The sequence below is a fragment of the Ruegeria sp. genome (assembly GCF_965243365.1).
GTDB lineage: Bacteria > Pseudomonadota > Alphaproteobacteria > Rhodobacterales > Rhodobacteraceae > Ruegeria.
Genome location: NZ_CBDEUW010000002.1, coordinates 1,667,384 through 1,683,734, shown reverse-complemented (window position 1 = coordinate 1,683,734; position 16,351 = coordinate 1,667,384). Strand labels below are relative to the sequence as shown.

General features: G+C 58.8%; 18 protein-coding genes and 1 riboswitch. Of the genes, 5 read left to right on the top strand and 13 right to left on the bottom strand.

All coding sequences use genetic code 11. The features are described 5' to 3' along the window. Positions 1-4 precede the first annotated feature (4 nt). The 12 genes from ACP0GE_RS12035 to dnaK form a co-directional block, all read right to left on the bottom strand. Positions 5-739, bottom strand: a complete 735-nt coding sequence (locus ACP0GE_RS12035; protein ID WP_424832184.1) for an ABC transporter permease — start codon at positions 737-739, stop codon at positions 5-7. Continuing rightward, entirely contained in the window at positions 736-1,461 is a 726-nt protein-coding gene (locus tag ACP0GE_RS12030; protein WP_424832183.1) for an ABC transporter ATP-binding protein, read from the bottom strand. Before ACP0GE_RS12030 ends, ACP0GE_RS12035 begins: the two co-directional genes overlap by 4 nt. Continuing rightward, on the bottom strand, positions 1,458-2,132 hold the full coding sequence (gene tenA, locus ACP0GE_RS12025) for a thiaminase II (protein WP_424832182.1): 675 nt from the start codon (positions 2,130-2,132) through the stop codon (positions 1,458-1,460). Before tenA ends, ACP0GE_RS12030 begins: the two co-directional genes overlap by 4 nt. Then, the gene (locus ACP0GE_RS12020; protein ID WP_424832181.1) at positions 2,129-3,064 is read right to left on the bottom strand and encodes an ABC transporter substrate-binding protein; all 936 of its coding nucleotides are present in this window, start codon (positions 3,062-3,064) and stop codon (positions 2,129-2,131) included. The genes tenA and ACP0GE_RS12020 overlap by 4 nt, the downstream gene beginning before the upstream one ends. A 20-nt stretch (positions 3,065-3,084) precedes the next feature. Beyond that, positions 3,085-4,050: a ThiF family adenylyltransferase gene (locus ACP0GE_RS12015; protein WP_424832180.1), complete on the bottom strand. Its 966-nt coding sequence runs from the start codon at positions 4,048-4,050 to the stop codon at positions 3,085-3,087. Continuing rightward, positions 4,047-4,643 carry a thiamine phosphate synthase gene (locus ACP0GE_RS12010; RefSeq protein ID WP_424832179.1) on the bottom strand — a complete coding sequence of 199 codons (597 nt, stop codon included), beginning with the start codon at positions 4,641-4,643 and terminating at the stop codon, positions 4,047-4,049. Before ACP0GE_RS12010 ends, ACP0GE_RS12015 begins: the two co-directional genes overlap by 4 nt. Then, a complete protein-coding gene (locus ACP0GE_RS12005) occupies positions 4,640-5,404 on the bottom strand; it encodes a thiazole synthase (RefSeq protein WP_424832178.1) in 765 nt (254 codons plus the stop codon). The genes ACP0GE_RS12010 and ACP0GE_RS12005 overlap by 4 nt, the downstream gene beginning before the upstream one ends. Before the next feature lie 2 nt (positions 5,405-5,406). Further along, complete coding sequence (gene thiS, locus ACP0GE_RS12000; RefSeq protein ID WP_424832177.1) at positions 5,407-5,601, bottom strand: sulfur carrier protein ThiS; 195 nt, start codon at positions 5,599-5,601, stop codon at positions 5,407-5,409. Further along, a complete protein-coding gene (locus tag ACP0GE_RS11995; RefSeq protein WP_424832176.1) occupies positions 5,585-6,562 on the bottom strand; it encodes an FAD-dependent oxidoreductase in 978 nt (325 codons plus the stop codon). The genes thiS and ACP0GE_RS11995 overlap by 17 nt, the downstream gene beginning before the upstream one ends. Beyond that, a complete protein-coding gene (gene thiD / locus ACP0GE_RS11990) occupies positions 6,559-7,362 on the bottom strand; it encodes a bifunctional hydroxymethylpyrimidine kinase/phosphomethylpyrimidine kinase (RefSeq protein WP_424832175.1) in 804 nt (267 codons plus the stop codon). The genes ACP0GE_RS11995 and thiD overlap by 4 nt, the downstream gene beginning before the upstream one ends. Before the next feature lie 45 nt (positions 7,363-7,407). Further along, positions 7,408-7,511, bottom strand: a riboswitch (TPP riboswitch). Between the two features lie 179 nt (positions 7,512-7,690). Then, positions 7,691-8,836 carry a molecular chaperone DnaJ gene (gene dnaJ, locus ACP0GE_RS11985; protein WP_424832174.1) on the bottom strand — a complete coding sequence of 382 codons (1,146 nt, stop codon included), beginning with the start codon at positions 8,834-8,836 and terminating at the stop codon, positions 7,691-7,693. A 74-nt stretch (positions 8,837-8,910) separates the two neighbouring features. After that, on the bottom strand, positions 8,911-10,818 hold the full coding sequence (gene dnaK / locus ACP0GE_RS11980; protein WP_424832173.1) for a molecular chaperone DnaK: 1,908 nt from the start codon (positions 10,816-10,818) through the stop codon (positions 8,911-8,913). A gap of 214 nt (positions 10,819-11,032) precedes the next feature. Between dnaK and ACP0GE_RS11975 the strand changes: the two genes are divergently transcribed. Continuing rightward, positions 11,033-11,635, top strand: a complete 603-nt coding sequence (locus ACP0GE_RS11975; protein WP_424832172.1) for an alpha-ketoglutarate-dependent dioxygenase AlkB family protein — start codon at positions 11,033-11,035, stop codon at positions 11,633-11,635. Here ACP0GE_RS11975 and ACP0GE_RS11970 read toward each other — a convergent pair. Then, positions 11,632-12,456 (bottom strand): ABC transporter permease, encoded by an 825-nt coding sequence (locus ACP0GE_RS11970; protein WP_424832171.1) that lies wholly within the window; start codon positions 12,454-12,456, stop codon positions 11,632-11,634. The genes ACP0GE_RS11975 and ACP0GE_RS11970 overlap by 4 nt on opposite strands. Positions 12,457-12,578: 122 nt before the next feature. Here ACP0GE_RS11970 and cysQ point away from each other — a divergent pair, with 122 nt between their 5' ends. From cysQ to ACP0GE_RS11950, 4 genes are read left to right on the top strand one after another with little or no spacing between them, the layout of a single operon-like run. Further along, positions 12,579-13,376 (top strand): 3'(2'),5'-bisphosphate nucleotidase CysQ, encoded by a 798-nt coding sequence (gene cysQ / locus ACP0GE_RS11965; protein ID WP_424832170.1) that lies wholly within the window; start codon positions 12,579-12,581, stop codon positions 13,374-13,376. Continuing rightward, on the top strand, positions 13,376-14,176 hold the full coding sequence (locus ACP0GE_RS11960) for a 3-deoxy-manno-octulosonate cytidylyltransferase (protein ID WP_424832169.1): 801 nt from the start codon (positions 13,376-13,378) through the stop codon (positions 14,174-14,176). Before cysQ ends, ACP0GE_RS11960 begins: the two co-directional genes overlap by 1 nt. Beyond that, positions 14,173-15,156: a UDP-glucose 4-epimerase GalE gene (gene galE / locus ACP0GE_RS11955; RefSeq protein WP_424832168.1), complete on the top strand. Its 984-nt coding sequence runs from the start codon at positions 14,173-14,175 to the stop codon at positions 15,154-15,156. Before ACP0GE_RS11960 ends, galE begins: the two co-directional genes overlap by 4 nt. Before the next feature lie 7 nt (positions 15,157-15,163). Next, positions 15,164-16,246: a glycosyltransferase family 2 protein gene (locus ACP0GE_RS11950; protein WP_424832167.1), complete on the top strand. Its 1,083-nt coding sequence runs from the start codon at positions 15,164-15,166 to the stop codon at positions 16,244-16,246. Positions 16,247-16,351: the final 105 nt, after the last annotated feature.

Genomic DNA, 16,351 nt, shown 5'->3' with positions numbered 1-16,351 from the left:
AATGTTAACGCATCTCGCCCGCCATACGCGCCGTGGCGCGGCGAACGACCATGTGCAGCACAATCGAGAAAACACCCAGCGTCAGCATCGCTGCAAACATCAAATCGGTCTTGGCGCGGCCATTGGCCAGCAGCATCAGATAACCCAACCCTTGTGACGACCCCACCCATTCGCCAATCACCGCCCCAATCGGTGCATAGACCGCCGCCAACCGCATCCCCGAGGCCAGCGAGGGCAAGGCCGCCGGAATACGAATGTGCCAAAGGATGGATCGCTTGCTGGCCTGCATTGTGCGGGCCAGATCCAGATAGCCCGGTGGGGTCCGCATCAGCCCGTCAAAGAACGACGATGTGATCGGGAAATAGATGATCAGCACCGCCATCGCGACCTTGGACCAGAGGCCATAGCCCAGCCACAATGTCAGCAGAGGCGCCAATGCGAAAACCGGCAGGGCCTGAGTAAAGACCAACATCGGCTGTACCAACACACGCGCGGCGCGGGAATTGGCCAGTTGCAGCGCGGTGACCACCCCCAGAAGCGTACCACAGGCCAGGCCGATCAGCACTTCGATGGCCGTGATCCAGGTGTGTTCGGCAATCAGCCAGCGGTTTTGCCACCATGTCTCGGCGACGACGGCAGGTCCGGGCAGGATGAATTTCGGCAACCCGGTGATCGAGACGATGGCCTGCCAGATGGCCACAGCAAACACGGTCGCGGCAAGAGCAGAGAGGTATTTCATGACGCCTCTCTCAGCAGCTTGAGCAGCGCGCCCTGGGTTTCCAGTGTCTCAAGATCGTCCACGTGGCGCGGGGCCGGGGCCCTGGGTGGCTCGCAGGGCGTCAGGCCGTCCTGCGTCATCACGGTGATCGATTGACCCAGACGCGCGGCCTCTGCCGGGTCATGAGTGACCAGCAAGACGGTGCGACCGTGCAGTGCTTCTGCAGCCAGATCCTGCATATCGGCGCGGGTGCGGGCATCGAGGGCTGAAAATGGCTCGTCCAGCAGCACGATGGGACGGTCCTCCATAAGCGTGCGGGCAAGCGCCACGCGTTGGCGTTGGCCGCCGGACAGCTCGGATGGTTTCTTGGTCAGGTGATCCTGCAGGCGCATCCGCATGATCAGACGGTCGCGGCGGTCCAGATCAACCGTTTCGCCCCTTAGCCGTGCGCCCAGCGAGACGTTCTGCGCCACCGTTGCCCAAGGCAGCAGCAAATCATCCTGCGCCATATAGGCCACGCGATCCGGCACGGTTTGCCCATCGCTGGCGGTGATCCGGCCCGAGAAATTGGCCCCGGTCTCCAGCCCGGCAATCAGCCGCAGAACAGTGGTTTTGCCAACGCCCGATCCGCCCAGCAGACAAGTCCACGCCCCTGCCCCAAGGGTCAGGGTCAGCGGTGCGAACAATGTCGCGCCGTCGATGGTGGCTGTACCGCTGATGGTCAGATCGGGTGCAGGGGTCATGGGGTCAGACCCATTTGCCAGAAATTAACCTCGAGTTCGGTCGCGGTGCGGAAGGTCTGGCACAGGCGATCCCAACGCGGCGAAGCTTTGAAATCCGCCCCGATGCGCCGTGTTAGAGCCTGATCAAGCAGCTCTCCAACCGCCTTACAGGCGCTCTGATAATCCTCACCTGCATAGGTGTCGATCCAGTCGCGATAGGTTTCAGACGTGGCCTCGGAAGCAAGCCGCGCACCGATCTCGCCATAACCCATCACGCAAGGGGCAAGGGCCGCCAACAGATCGAGCAGATCACCGCTATATCCGGCCTCAAGCACAAAGCGGGTATAGGCGAGGTTCTCGGCCCGTTCGGGCGTTGCGAACAGCTCCTCCTGCGAAATCCCGACGGCCTCGCAAATGCCGATATGCAGCTGCATTTCCTCGGCCACCAGCGCGTTTACGGTGCCCACAGCGGTCAGCATCTCGGAATGCGTTTGCGATTTCACCACAGCCAGCGCCCAGGCGCGGGAGAAATGGATCAGAAACACATAGTCCTGCCGCAGGTAGTGCAGGAACGCGGCGCGCGGCAGCGTCCCGTCTTTCAATCCTTCGACAAAGGCGTGGCGGGTATAATCCCGCCACGGCCCCTGCGCCGCGTTGCGCATCAGCGCGAAGGCTTTGCCATAATCGCTCATTGCGCAGTCACGTCGATGGCGATGTCGCTGACGGGGTTGATGCTGTCGATCATGCCGCTGTCTTTCAGGAACGCCTCGAACCGTGCATAGCGACCGGCCTCAAGACCCGCCGGACGCAGGGCAAAACGCGGCAGGGTGTCGACCCAAGCGCGGGCGTTCAGCTCGTCCTGCAACTCGGGTGACGTGCCCGAGAAAATCTCCCAGCTTTTTTCAGGGTTGTTGACGATGTACTGAGTCGCTTTCTCGGTCGCGGCGAGGAAACGGGTCACCTTATCAACATCCATGGTTTCCGGGTTGGCCACATAGATCAGTTCGTCATAAGGCGGCACGCCTTCTTCCTCGATATAGAAACAGGTACCGGGAACGCCTTCGATATCCATCTGGTTCAGTTCGAAATTACGATAGGCGCCGATCACCGCATCCACCTGACCGGTCATCAACGAGGGCGACAGCGAGAAATTGACGTTGATCAGTTCAACCTCATCCAGAGTTACGCCATATTTTCCCAAAACGGTGCTCAGCACCGCTTCTTCTACACCAGCGACCGAGAAGCCGATCTTCTTGCCCTTCAGATCGGCGGGCGACTTGATCGGGCCGTCTTCCAGCACCAGCAGGCAGTTCAGCGGGGTCGCGACCAGAGTACCCACGCGTTTCAGCGGCAGACCCTCGTGGATCTGCAGGTGCAGTTGCGGCTGGTAGGACACGGCCAGATCGGCCTGACCCGCAGCCACCAGACGCGGCGGGGCAGAGGGGTCGGCAGGCGGAACAATCTCGACCTCAAGACCTTGCTCGGCGAAATACCCGTTTTCTTGCGCAACGATGATGGGACCATGATCCGGGTTGATAAACCAGTCCAGAAGAACAGTCATCTTATCCTCGGCCCAGGCAGGCGCAGCGGCCATCAGGGCGATGGCTGTAATCAGTTTCTTCATATCTCGCGTTTCCTTCTCACTCACGAGGTTGAGGCCGCAACGAGGATAATCTCGCCCGGCCAATTCGGTTGAAGTTGTTCGGCAGCACGCCAGGCGCGCAGGCCGGTGGCACAGCAGAGCGCCAGCCTTTTTCCGTTATTAGGGTCTATGTCATGCAGGTTTTCCGGCGAAACCCGCGCGGCATCTGGATGCGCCATTGTCGGGGCTTCATCCGCATCCCGCAGGTCGATAATCTGATCATATTTGGTCAGTTGGCTTGGCGAGAGAAAACGAAAGCAGCTATTGGGCTCGGGCGCGTCATCGAACCGGAAACCGCTGCTGCGCAATGTATGGGCGTCATATTGAAGCATCTGCCCCAGAGGCGAAGGCTCAACCCCCAATATCAGGTTTAACGCCATCTGCGCCTGCATCGCGCCCAGGACACCCACGACCGGGCCCAGAACCCCTGCTGCGGCACAGTTGGCCCCGTTGTCCGGCGCATCCGGGAACAAGGCACGCAACGACGGAGCCCCGCCGCAAAAGCCACCAACATACCCCGACAGACCCAGCACCGAGGCGCTGATCAACGGCCTGACCTGTGCCAGACAAGTGTCCGACAGGATATAGCTGGCCGCATAGCTATCGGCACAGTCGAGGATTACATCCGCTTGCGCCACGAACGACGCCGCATTTTCGCTTGTTAGAGCCTGTTTTGTCACGACAACCTCAATCTCACTGTTCAGCGCGCGGCATCGGGCGGCGGCGACATCTGCTTTAAAGCGCCCGCAATCTGCTTCGGTAAACAATGTCTGGCGGTGCAGGTTTGACAAAGCGACCGTATCACCGTCGACAATCGTGATGCGGCCCACACCGGCCCCCGCCAACAGCGGCAGCACCGGTGCGGCCAACCCACCAGCGCCTATGACCAGTACATGCGCCGAACCAAGGCGGGCCTGCCCCTCGGCCCCAACCTCGGGCAGTAGGGTTTGACGAGCGTAGCGACTCATCTGGTGACCTCGATCCACGCGCGCACGCGCGCCTCGGGGTCAGCGTTCAGGGTGATGTCCGTGACGGCCGAGACGATATCAGCACCGGCCTCCAACACACCCGGCGCGCGTTCGACGTTCATGCCGCCGATACCGACCAAAGGGATGTCACCCACGCGGGCCTTCCATTCAGTGACGCGCGGCAGACCTTGCTGATGCCATTTCATCTTTTTCAGAATGGTCGGATAGACCGGCCCCAGCGCCACATAATCCGGGTCCATAGCCAGAACACGCTCAAGCTCACCATCATCATGGGTCGAAAAACCCAGTTTCAACCCCGCTTTCCGAATCGCTTTGAGGTCGGCGTCGTCCAGATCCTCCTGCCCCAGATGAATCCAGTCGCAACCCAGATCAATCGCCTGCTGCCAATAATCATTCACCACCAAAACCGCACCGTGCGCACGGCACAGATCGCGCGAAACGGCAATCTGTTCGCGCACAACCTTTTCGGGCTGATCCTTGATCCGCAACTGCACCAGCTTCACACCCAGAGGCAGCATCCGCCGCAGCCAATCCGAATGATCAAAGATCGGGTAGAAACGATCCAGAGTCATGACAGAAAGGCCTTTCCGATGACGGGGGTCGATGGCTCTGCCATATCGCGTGCCTCAATCGGGTCGGCCTGATGCGCGAGTTGACCAGCCTCGATGGCACGCATCATGGCTTTGGCCATGAGAACCGGGTCTCCGGCGCGGGCCACGGCGGTGTTCAACAGAACAGCGTCATAGCCCAGCTCCATCGCGTGGGCGGCATGGCTGGGCAGGCCGATCCCGGCATCAATGACCAGTGGCACATCGGGAAACTCGGCCCGCATGGCACGCAACGCGTATTCGTTGTTCAGCCCGCGCCCCGAGCCGATGGGTGCGCCCCAGGGCATCAAAACCTCACACCCGGCCTCAAGCAGGCGCTCACCTACGATCAGATCGTCGGTGGTGTAGGGAAAGACCTGAAACCCATCCTCGGTCAGGATGCGCGCGGCCTCGACCAGTTGGAACACGTCCGGTTGCAGGCTGTCCGTGTGACCGATCAACTCAAGCTTGATCCAGTTGGTGCGGAACACTTCACGCGCCATCTGGGCGGTCGTCACCGCCTCTTTCACCGTGTGACAGCCAGCGGTGTTGGGCAGGATCAGCACACCAAGGTCTTGAATCATCTGCCAGAATGTCTGCCCGGCCCCGGATTCCCGCCGCAGAGAGACCGTAGCCACCCCCGCCCCACTTTCGCGGAAAGCCTGTTCCAGAATGGCCGGGCTGGGATATTGCGCCGTGCCCAGCATCAGTGGATTCGGCAGTTCGGTGCCGTAAAATGTCCTCATTCTCAGCCCCCCTGCATCGGTGCGACCACTTCGACCCGGTCGCCATCCGCCAGTTTGTGAGCGATACGCAGGCTGGAGGGCACGAAGTCTTCGTTTACCGCCGTCGCGACACGCCCCGAGAAACCACATTCCTCCAACAGTTCTGACAGGGTTCCGGCCCGCACCTCGCGCGCCTCTCCGTTAAGCATGATCTTCATCGACCATCTCCGAATGTTTGTTCTCGAGCGCCAGATCGGCCACACCGCGCGCCAGCGCGGGCGCAAGCAGGTAGCCGTGGCGATAGAGCCCATTGGCATAGATCGTCCGACCCAGACGCCGGATGCGGGGCAGGTTGTCCGGGAAGGCGGGGCGCAGATCGACACCGATTTCCAGCACCTCGGCCTCACCAAAGGCCGGGTTCAGCGCATAGGCTGCGCTGAGCAGTTCAAGCATCGACCGTGCCGTAATGCGGCTGCTGTCCTCGGACTCGATCGTCGTCGCGCCCAGCATGTAAACCCCGTCTCCCCGAGGCACGATGTAAAGGGGCATCCGCGGGTGCAACAAACGTACCGGACGTGTCAACGTCACGTCTGGACAGCGGATCACCAGCATCTCACCCTTCACTCCTCGCAGGTCATGCAGGTATTCGCGCGCGTGCAGTCCACGGCAATCGATCGCATTCTCAAGCCCGGCAGGCGCGAGATTCTGAAGGAATTTCACCCCGTCTAATTGCAGCTGCCTGTATACATCCGTCAGCGCCTGCCGGGGGTCAATGTGCCCTTCGTCAGCGAACAGAAGGCCCTTGGAGAAGCTGTGTAAATCAGGCTCTAATGAAAGGATTTCGGCCTGATTTACTTCGGCATAACCATTGGTTCTGCGCCCAAATCTGCGCAAATCTGGCAGGTCTCGTGCATTTGCAACAACCAACGTTCCACGCCGATGAACCTCAGTGCGCGCTGACCACCAATCCATCGCTGCCTGTCCCAAGCGCAGCACCGGCTCTTCGGCATTCTCAAATTCACACCACGGGGCCAGCATGCCGCCTGCCCACCACGAACAACCATGGGGGCCAGGAGGTCCACCCGGATCAAACACCTGCACTTTCGCTCCACGCGCCGCCAGTTCGGACGCAACGGCCAACCCGGCAACGCCGGACCCTATGACCGACCAAACCGTCATGCGGACCAGATCCTATGAAAGTGATGCACGGGACCGTGGCCTTGCCCCACCTGCAACTCATCTGCTCGGGCAATGGCCCCTTGCAGATAAACATGCGCCTCGGCAACCGCATCTGTCAGGTCTAGCCCCTTGGCAAGCCCGGCGGCAATCGAGGATGACAAACTGCATCCCGTACCATGGGTGTTTCCAGTCTTCAGGCGGCGGGCCTCGTACTTAGTCACCTGACCCGACGCATCTATCAGCAAGTCGATGCAAGTTTCGCCTTCGCCATGTCCGCCCTTCATCAAAACGGATTGAGCGCCCTGCTTGCACAAAGCCCTACCCTGCTCCTCCATTTCAGCCACGGATTGCGCTGCGGAACCGCCCAGTAAACGGACCGCTTCGGGCAAGTTTGGTGTCAGTATGGTGGCCCTTGGGACCAACACATCTCGAAGCGTCTCAACCGCTGCGTCCGCCAGCAACGCATCGCCGGACTTTGCAATCATCACCGGATCCAGCACGACCGGCCCCCGAAACCCTTCAAGCCCCTTCGCGACTGTGTGGATAATCTCAGGCGTGGCCAGCATTCCGATCTTGACCGCGCGGACATCCAGATCGCCCAGAACCGCGTCGATCTGGGCGGCGACAACATCCAGCGGAATCCCATGCACAGACGTGACGGCGCATGTGTTCTGAGCGGTAACCGCAGTGATAACACTGGCACCGAAAACGCCCAGCGCGGACATAGCCTTGAGATCGGCCTGAATCCCAGCGCCTCCGCCACTGTCCGACCCTGCAATTGTCAACGCAATTGGCACCATATCGTTGCTCCATCAAATCTTGGGCAACGGGGCGCGGAAAACACCTGTGGTGTCAGGACCGTTCCCTACGCCGGCATTGCCCGGATCAGGTTCGATGGGTTAGCGCATGCGCCTCTCAGCCCCTGCTCGGGGCACCCCAACGGTTGGCGCGCACAATCTCAGGAGTACCTGCGAGAATCAAGGGAATTCTGCGAGGCTCTGCCTCGCGCTCCGGGATATTTGGGGCCAGATGAAGAATGGATCCCCTGCTTCATCTGGCTGTAAATATCCCGGGGGAGTCGCAGCTTGCTGCGACGGGGGCAGAGCCCCCTTTACTGACAGTGACGAGTCAGCTCTTCATACCATCCCAAAAGGACTTCACTGATGAAAAGAAGCTTTTGGATTCCGGGTGATTGTCCTCACCCAAATCGTCAAACTCGCGCAGCAGTTCCTTCTGGCGGCTGGTCAGGTTGACCGGGGTTTCAACGGCCAGTTCGATAAACATGTCACCGATGCCATTACCGCGCAGTGCGGGCATGCCTTTGCCGCGCAGGCGCATCTGACGACCGGACTGGCTGCCAGCCGGAATCTGAACGCGGCCGCGGCCCCCATCGATGGTCGGCACTTCGATCGAACCTCCAAGCGCGGCCTTTGCCATACTGACCGGCACACGGCAGTAGAGGTTCACGCTGTCACGCTCGAACAGTTTGTGATCCAATACTTCGACAAAAATATAAAGATCACCCGGAGGACCACCGCGCATCCCGGCTTCGCCCTCACCGGCCAAACGGATACGGGTTCCGGTTTCAACGCCGGCAGGGATGTTGACTGACAAGGCACGATCTTTTTCGACACGGCCTGCGCCCTGGCAGGATTTACAAGGGTTTTTAATGATTTGCCCTAGCCCCGAGCAGGTCGGGCAAGTTCGTTCAACCGTAAAGAAACCTTGCTGTGCACGCACTTTACCCATGCCCGAACAGGTCGGGCAGGTCGTGGGTTCAACACCACCTTCCGCACCCGTGCCATCGCAGGCAGAACAGGCAACAGCCGTTGGCACGTTGATGGTTTTTTGCAGGCCCGCGTAAGCTTCTTCCAGCGTCACACGCAGGTTATAGCGCAGGTCTGATCCGCGCGCAGCGCGACGACCACCACCGCCTCGCTGACCGCCCATGAAATCACCGAACAAGTCGTCGAACACGTCAGAGAACGCGCTGGAGAAATCGCCTTGTCCAAAGCCGCCGCCCGGGCGGCCACCGCCACCCATGCCGTTTTCAAATGCAGCGTGACCAAAGCGGTCATAGGCGGCTTTTTTGTCGGCATCGCGCAAAACGTCGTAGGCCTCGTTGGCCTCTTTGAACTGCGACTCGGCGTCGGGGTTGTCCTTGTTGCGATCCGGATGAAGCTCTTTGGCTTTCCGGCGAAAGCCCTTCTTGATCTCATCCGCCGAAGCGCCCTTGGACACGCCGAGCACATCGTAATAGTCGCGTTTGGACATCAGTATTTCCTTCTGCCTCAACGTAATCGGGCCGGCCCGGCAACCGGACCGGCCCGAATTGGCCCGGTTACCCGTTAGTTACGTTTGTCGTCGTCCAGATCTTCGAACTCGGCGTCGACAATGTCATCGTCGCCGGGTGCGGCGTCTGCAGCGGCAGGCTCATCTTCGCCCCCTTCGGCTTGCGCCTTGTAGATGGCTTCGCCCAGCTTCATGGCGGCTTCGGTGACGTTCTGGATGCCGGACTTGATCTTGTCGGCATTCTCGGTTTCCAGCTCGTCTTTCAGCGCGGCAATTGCCAGCTCGATGGCTTCGATGGTGGTCGGGTCTACCTTGTCGGCATGCTCTTCCATCGACTTCTCGGTCGAGTGGATGAGGCTTTCCGCCTGGTTCTTGGCGTCGACCAGCTCGCGGCGTTCCTTGTCAGCTTCCGCGTTCTCTTCGGCATCCTTGACCATCTTTTCGATATCGTCATCCGACAGACCGCCAGAGGCCTGGATCGTGATCTTCTGCTCTTTGCCGGTGCCTTTGTCTTTGGCCGAAACCGAGACAATGCCGTTGGCATCGATATCGAAGGTCACCTCGATCTGAGGCATGCCGCGCGGTGCGGGCGGGATGTCTTCGAGGTTGAACTGACCCAGGATCTTGTTGTCTGCGGCCATTTCACGCTCACCCTGGAACACGCGGATGGTCACGGCGTTCTGGTTGTCCTCGGCGGTCGAGAAGACCTGAGACTTTTTGGTCGGAATGGTCGTGTTGCGGTCGATCAGACGGGTGAATACGCCACCCAGAGTTTCGATGCCCAGCGACAGCGGAGTCACATCCAGAAGAACCACATCTTTGACGTCGCCCTGCAGAACACCGGCCTGAATGGCGGCGCCCATGGCAACAACTTCGTCCGGGTTCACACCCTTGTGCGGCTCTTTGCCGAAGAATTTTGTGACCTCTTCGATCACTTTCGGCATCCGGGTCATACCACCGACCAGAACAACCTCATCCACGTCAGCAGCCGACAGACCGGCGTCTTTCAGGGCTGCCTGACAGGGCTTCATCGACTTCTTGATCAGGTCCGCAACCAGCGATTCCAGCTTGGCACGGGTCAGCTTCATGACCATGTGCAGCGGCTGACCGTTCGAGCCCATCGAGATGAACGGCTGGTTGATTTCGGTCTGCGAGGTCGAGCTGAGTTCGATCTTGGCTTTCTCTGCGGCTTCTTTCAGACGCTGCAGGGCCATCTTGTCCGCAGACAGATCGACACCGTGTTCCTTTTTGAACTCATCTGCCAGGTAGTTGACGATGCGCATGTCAAAGTCTTCACCACCCAGGAAGGTGTCGCCGTTGGTCGATTTGACCTCGAACAGGCCGTCGTCGATTTCCAGAATGGTCACGTCGAAGGTACCACCACCAAGGTCATAGACTGCGATGGTTTGGGTTTCTTCTTTGTCCAGACCATATGCCAGAGCGGCGGCTGTCGGTTCGTTGATGATCCGCAGCACTTCCAGACCGGCGATTTTACCGGCGTCTTTGGTGGCCTGACGCTGTGCGTCGTTGAAATAGGCCGGAACGGTGATAACCGCTTGCGTGACTTCCTCACCCAGATAGCTCTCGGCGGTTTCCTTCATCTTGCCCAGAGTGAAGGCCGAGATCTGGCTTGGGGAGTACTTTTCACCGCGGGCTTCAACCCACGCGTCGCCATTGCCGCCATCGACGATAGCGTAGGGCACCATTTTCTTATCTTTTTCGACTTCGGCATCATCCACGCGACGACCGATCAGACGCTTGACGCCAAAGATCGTGTTGTCGGGGTTGGTGACCGCCTGACGTTTTGCAGGCTGACCGACCAGTCGCTCATCTTCGGTGAAGGCGACAATCGAGGGCGTGGTCCGCGCCCCTTCGGCGTTTTCGATGACCTTCGGCTGCGAGCCGTCCATGATGGCCACACACGAGTTCGTGGTCCCGAGGTCAATCCCGATTACTTTTCCCATTTTTGCAATCCCTTTCTCTTCAAGGCGATGTCCCGAGGCCGGGACCCGTTATGGCATCCATGCCCCGATCTGATGTGCGCGACAGCACTACACCATCGCGCGTCCCGGCGTATATAAGGGCGACAGGAAAGGCCTGCAAGCGTTCAGAAAAGCAGGTTTTGGGGAATCTTTGACCTTTTTGGGCAAGGATTTGGAAAGGAATGGGGATTCCGAAATGACGCGGCTGCTTTTGCGTGGGTTTGATATCAGAAAAGGCCATCTGAATCTTGCCCGGCAGACAGCACTGGTTGACGTCCTTAGGCCGATTCTGAAATCTGCCCCCCTGTTCCGCCCCACAACGTCGACGGGCAAGCAAATGTCGGTGCGCATGACATCGGCTGGAGCTCTTGGGTGGGTGTCGGACAAATCAGGCTATCGGTATCAGGCCCAACATCCCAAAGGCATGGAATGGCCTGATATCCCACAGGACATATTGACCGTATGGCAGGATGTTACCGGGGTTGAAAAGCTGCCTGATTGTTGCCTGATCAACTATTATGGCGAGGGCACCCGAATGGGGATGCATCAGGACAAGGACGAGGCGGATTTTTCCTGGCCGGTTGTGTCGATCTCGTTGGGTGATGACGCGCTGTTTCGCATCGGCAATACAACACGCGGGGGAAAGACCGAATCTGTATGGTTGAACTCGGGCGATGTCGTCGTCATGGGCGGCCCGGCACGCCTTACCTATCATGGGATTGACCGAATCCGTTTTAACTCATCCCGGTTGCTGCCCAAGGGTGGGCGGATCAACCTGACCCTGCGCGTTGCGTCCTAGCGGCGGGCTTCCCAACTGTTCGAAACGCGTTTGCGGGTGTAAAATTCCGCCATTAACCCAATCATCAGCAGAATGATCCCGACCCATAACGCATATTCCCAGTTGGTGTTTCGCGGAAAATAGTTCCGAAATACAAACCCGCGGCATTGATCAATCACGTGAAACAAGGGGTTCCATGCAAACATGCCAAGCATGAGCCCGCCTAAAGCGTTGGCGACGAACATCTTGCCCGAGAACACCATGTTCATTCGACGATACAAGTTCGAAAGGGTGGTGACCGTGTTGGGAAACCAGGGTTTCAGCGCCAGGAAAATCATTCCGACGGAACATCCAGTAAACCATGCCAGAACGAGCATCCCGAATGCCCCGCCTGGTTCCTGAATCTCTAAAGGGGCAACCGCGACGCTGTAAACAAACAGGATCACCAGAATGGACACCAGCTGCGTGTAGAACGCGCCCAGGGCTGTGGCCAAAAGCATCACCATCATGTTCATCGGCGAATGCAATGTCATCGGATTGTTCCCGCTTCCCACGCTCAAAACAGCGGACACGGATTTTACATGGGTAAGATACAGAAAGATGCCCGAGAGAATATAAAGGATGAAATCGCCCCGGATTTTAGCCGCCCCAAACCGGCCCATCAACGACATGAGAAAATAGAAGAACGTGGCAACTACAATCATCTGGACGATGTTCATCAGAATCGCAATCACCGCATTGGAATGGCGCGCACGGATGCTTCGCACGATGGCGTGAAACACCAGCTCTGTTGTGGTGAATGCACCGCCCAAAAGCGTCTGGCTGCGCTTGTAATGAAACACCCGAACCTACTTTCCTGCTATCTCGCCCGCAAACTGGCACGAAATTCTTGCTGTTCCGTATCCAGCACAGCATAAGTCCGTCAGGAATTTGGATCAACAAACCATAAAATACGGAGCCCTTCGTGACCTACGACGCCCTTATCCCTGTCATTCGACGCCTTGCACTCGAGGCAGGAGACAAGATCATGGAGATCTACGAGGCCGATGATTTCGACGTCAAAGTCAAATCCGATGCCAGCCCCGTGACCGAGGCGGATGAGGCCGCGGATGCCCTGATTTCAGCCGGGCTGCGTGCAGCCTTCCCGGACATTTTGCTGGTGACCGAAGAACAGGCTGCGTCGCATTCGGAAAAAGGTGATACGTTCCTGATCGTTGATCCGCTGGACGGGACCAAGGAGTTCATAAACCGGCGCGGCGATTTTACGGTGAACATCGCACTGGTCGAGAATGGTGTTCCGACCCGTGGTGTCGTATATGCCCCGGCGCGTGGCCGGATGTTCTACACGCGAGCCGATGGGCAAGCAGTCGAAGAAACCGGCGCGCTGGACAAGGACAATGCCGGTCAGGTGACGCCGATTTCAGTCTCTAAACCTGACAATTCCGCACTGATGATCGTTGCCTCCAAATCCCACCGCGATCAGGCGACCGAAGATTACATCAACAAGTACAGCGTGCAGGATAGCAAAAGCGCGGGCTCATCGCTCAAGTTCTGTCTGGTCGCGACGGGCGAGGCAGACCTGTATCCCCGCGTCGGCCGCACGATGGAATGGGACACCGCCGCCGGTCACGCCGTGTTATCGGGTGCCGGGGGTCATGTGGTTCGGTTCCACGATCACAGCCCGTTGACCTATGGCAAAGACAGTTACGCCAACCCGTTCTTCATCGCCTACGCTCCGGGCGTTGACCTGAAGGAGGCCTGATGTCCGTTCTGATTGCCATCCCCGCCCGCTATGCCTCGACCCGTTACCCCGGTAAGCCGCTTGTGCCGCTCACGGGTGCCCGTGGCACCGCAATGACGCTGATCGAACGCAGCTGGCGGGCGGCCATGTCGGTCAACGGCGTGGATCGGGTGGTTGTGGCCACCGATGATGATCGCATCCGCGAGGTATCCGAAGCGTTCGGGGCCGAAGTGGTGATGACCTCGGAAACCTGTGCCAACGGCACCGAACGCTGCGCCGAGGCACATGCTGCGCTGGGTGGCGGGTATGATATCGTGGTCAACCTGCAAGGCGACGCCCCCCTGACACCGCATTGGTTTGTCGAAGATCTGATCAACGGATTGCGCAACGCCCCCGACGCGGAAATCGCCACCCCGGTCCTGCGCTGCGACGGTGACGCGCTGAACGGTCTGCTGAACGACCGGAAACATGGCCGCGTCGGTGGTACAACTGCCGTCTTCGGGGCCGATCACAGTGCGCTCTACTTCTCGAAAGAGGTAATCCCGTTCACCTCAGAGACCTACAGCAGCAGCGACGAAACCCCCGTTTTCCACCACGTTGGGGTCTATGCGTACCGCCCCGAAGCCCTGTCCGCTTATCCCGGATGGCCAACCGGACCGCTGGAAACTCTGGAAGGGCTCGAGCAACTGCGGTTCATGGAAAACGGCCGCAAAGTTCTGTGTGTTGAGGTCGAAGCCAAAGGCCGCCAGTTCTGGGAGCTGAACAACCCGCAGGACGTCGCCAAAATCGAAGAGATGATGACCGCAATGGGGCTGGAATGACAAACATATTGGTAACAGGTGGTGCCGGATATATCGGATCACATGCCTGCAAGGCACTGGCCCAAGCGGGTTATGTCCCGGTCACCTTTGACAACCTAAACACAGGTTGGCAGGACGCCGTCAAATTTGGCCCGTTCGAGAGAGGCGACCTGTTGGACCGCGCGCGGCTGGATGAAGTCTTTGCCAAGTACCAACCTGCCGCCGTGATGCATTTTGCCGCTCTCAGCCAAGTCGGCGAAGCGATGTCCGAGCCCGGGCTATACTGGAAAAACAATGTTCTGGGTTCGCTGAACCTGATCGAAGCAACCGTGGCAGCAGAATGCCGGAACTTCGTGTTCTCGTCGACCTGCGCCACCTATGGGGATCAGGATAATGTGGTGCTGGACGAGGACTCGGCGCAGCACCCCCTCAACGCCTATGGCGCATCCAAGCGGGCCATTGAGGATATTCTGAACGATTTTCAGGCAGCGCACGGCCTGAACCACGTGATCTTCCGCTATTTCAACGTCGCCGGGGCCGACCCCGAAGGCGAGATTGGTGAGTTTCATCGCCCGGAAACCCATCTGGTGCCCCTGATGCTGGACGCAATCGACGGAAAGCGGGATGGGCTGACCGTATTTGGTACAAATTACGACACGCCGGACGGCACATGTATCCGCGATTATGTCCATGTCTGTGATCTGGTGGACGCCCATATCCTGGGGCTTGAGTGGCTGGAACGGGGCAATGAAAGCCGAGTGTTCAATTTGGGCACCGGGTCAGGGTTTTCGGTTATGGAAGTGATTGAACATTCCAAATCCGTCACCAACCGCCCCGTCCCGTACACCGTCGGGCCGCGCCGTGCCGGGGATTGCACCAAGTTGGTCTCGGGGTCGGTTCGAGCCGAGACAGAGCTGGGCTGGAAAGCCAAAAGATCAACGTTAGAGACGATGATTGCAGACGCCTGGCGGTGGCATCAGAACGGTCATTACGAGAAGTGAGGCGCGCATGACGTCGGGTTCAAACCAGACGCTTCCGCCCCTTAGCTGGCTGCAAAAATACCGGCTGCGCCTCAAGCGCAGACGCCTTTTATGGCGATCCTTCTGCAGCCGCCATGATCTGACTTGTCTGTCTGACAAGACACGGCTGATCGCGCCGGGCGGTGTTTTGGCCTTTACCACCTTGCGCAATGAAATGACGCGCCTGCCGTGGTTTTTTCGCCATTATCGCCGGTTGGGGATCGATCATTTTCTGATGGTGGACAACAATAGCAACGATGGGACGGTTGAATTTCTTCTGGATCAACCGGACGTGTCGCTGTGGCAAACCGGGGCCAGCTATCGGGCCGCGCGATTTGGTGTGGATTGGCTGACATGGCTGCAAATGCGGTATGGGCACGGCCAATGGACTTTGACCGTGGATGCCGATGAGCTGCTTGTGTACGCCCACCACGACACGAGATCATTGCACGATCTGACCAAATGGCTTGAAGATCGAAACCAACAGGTCTTTGGCGCGCTGATGCTGGATATGTACCCCAATGGCCCGGTTGGCGAGCAGAGTTATGACCCCGACACCGACCCCACAGACCTGCTGCGCTGGTTCGACGCCGCACCCTATCGCGCCCAACGCCAATCCCCGATGGGAAACCTGTGGGTGCAGGGCGGTCTGCGCGAGCGGGTATTCTTTGCGGATCAGCCACAACGATCGCCGACCCTGAACAAGATTCCTCTGGTCCGGTGGTCCCGGCGCTATGCTTATGTGAACTCAAGCCACTCCGCCCTGCCACGACACCTGAACTCTGGCTATGACGGCCCCGGCACAAATGCGCCTTCGGGCGTCTTGTTGCATACCAAATTTCTGCCCGAGATCGTGGAGAAGTCACGCATCGAAAAGCAGCGAGGCCAGCATTTTCACGCCCCATCCGAATTCGGTACATATTACGACCAGGTTACAAGCAACCCGGACCTTTGGACACCGAAATCCGTTCGTTACGAAAACTGGGCTCAACTAGAGCATCTGGGTCTGATGAGCTCTGGCGGATGGGGAAAAGGCGGCAAAGAAAACCCGTTTGCAAATAACGCAATATAAATACGTTGCCTGCCAAAGTTCTAAAATGCCATAATGCGGTAATTGTCCGGCACCACTCTGGCTTAGGCCGCCCCGGGCATGCTCGCGTATAATAAAAGGTTGGGC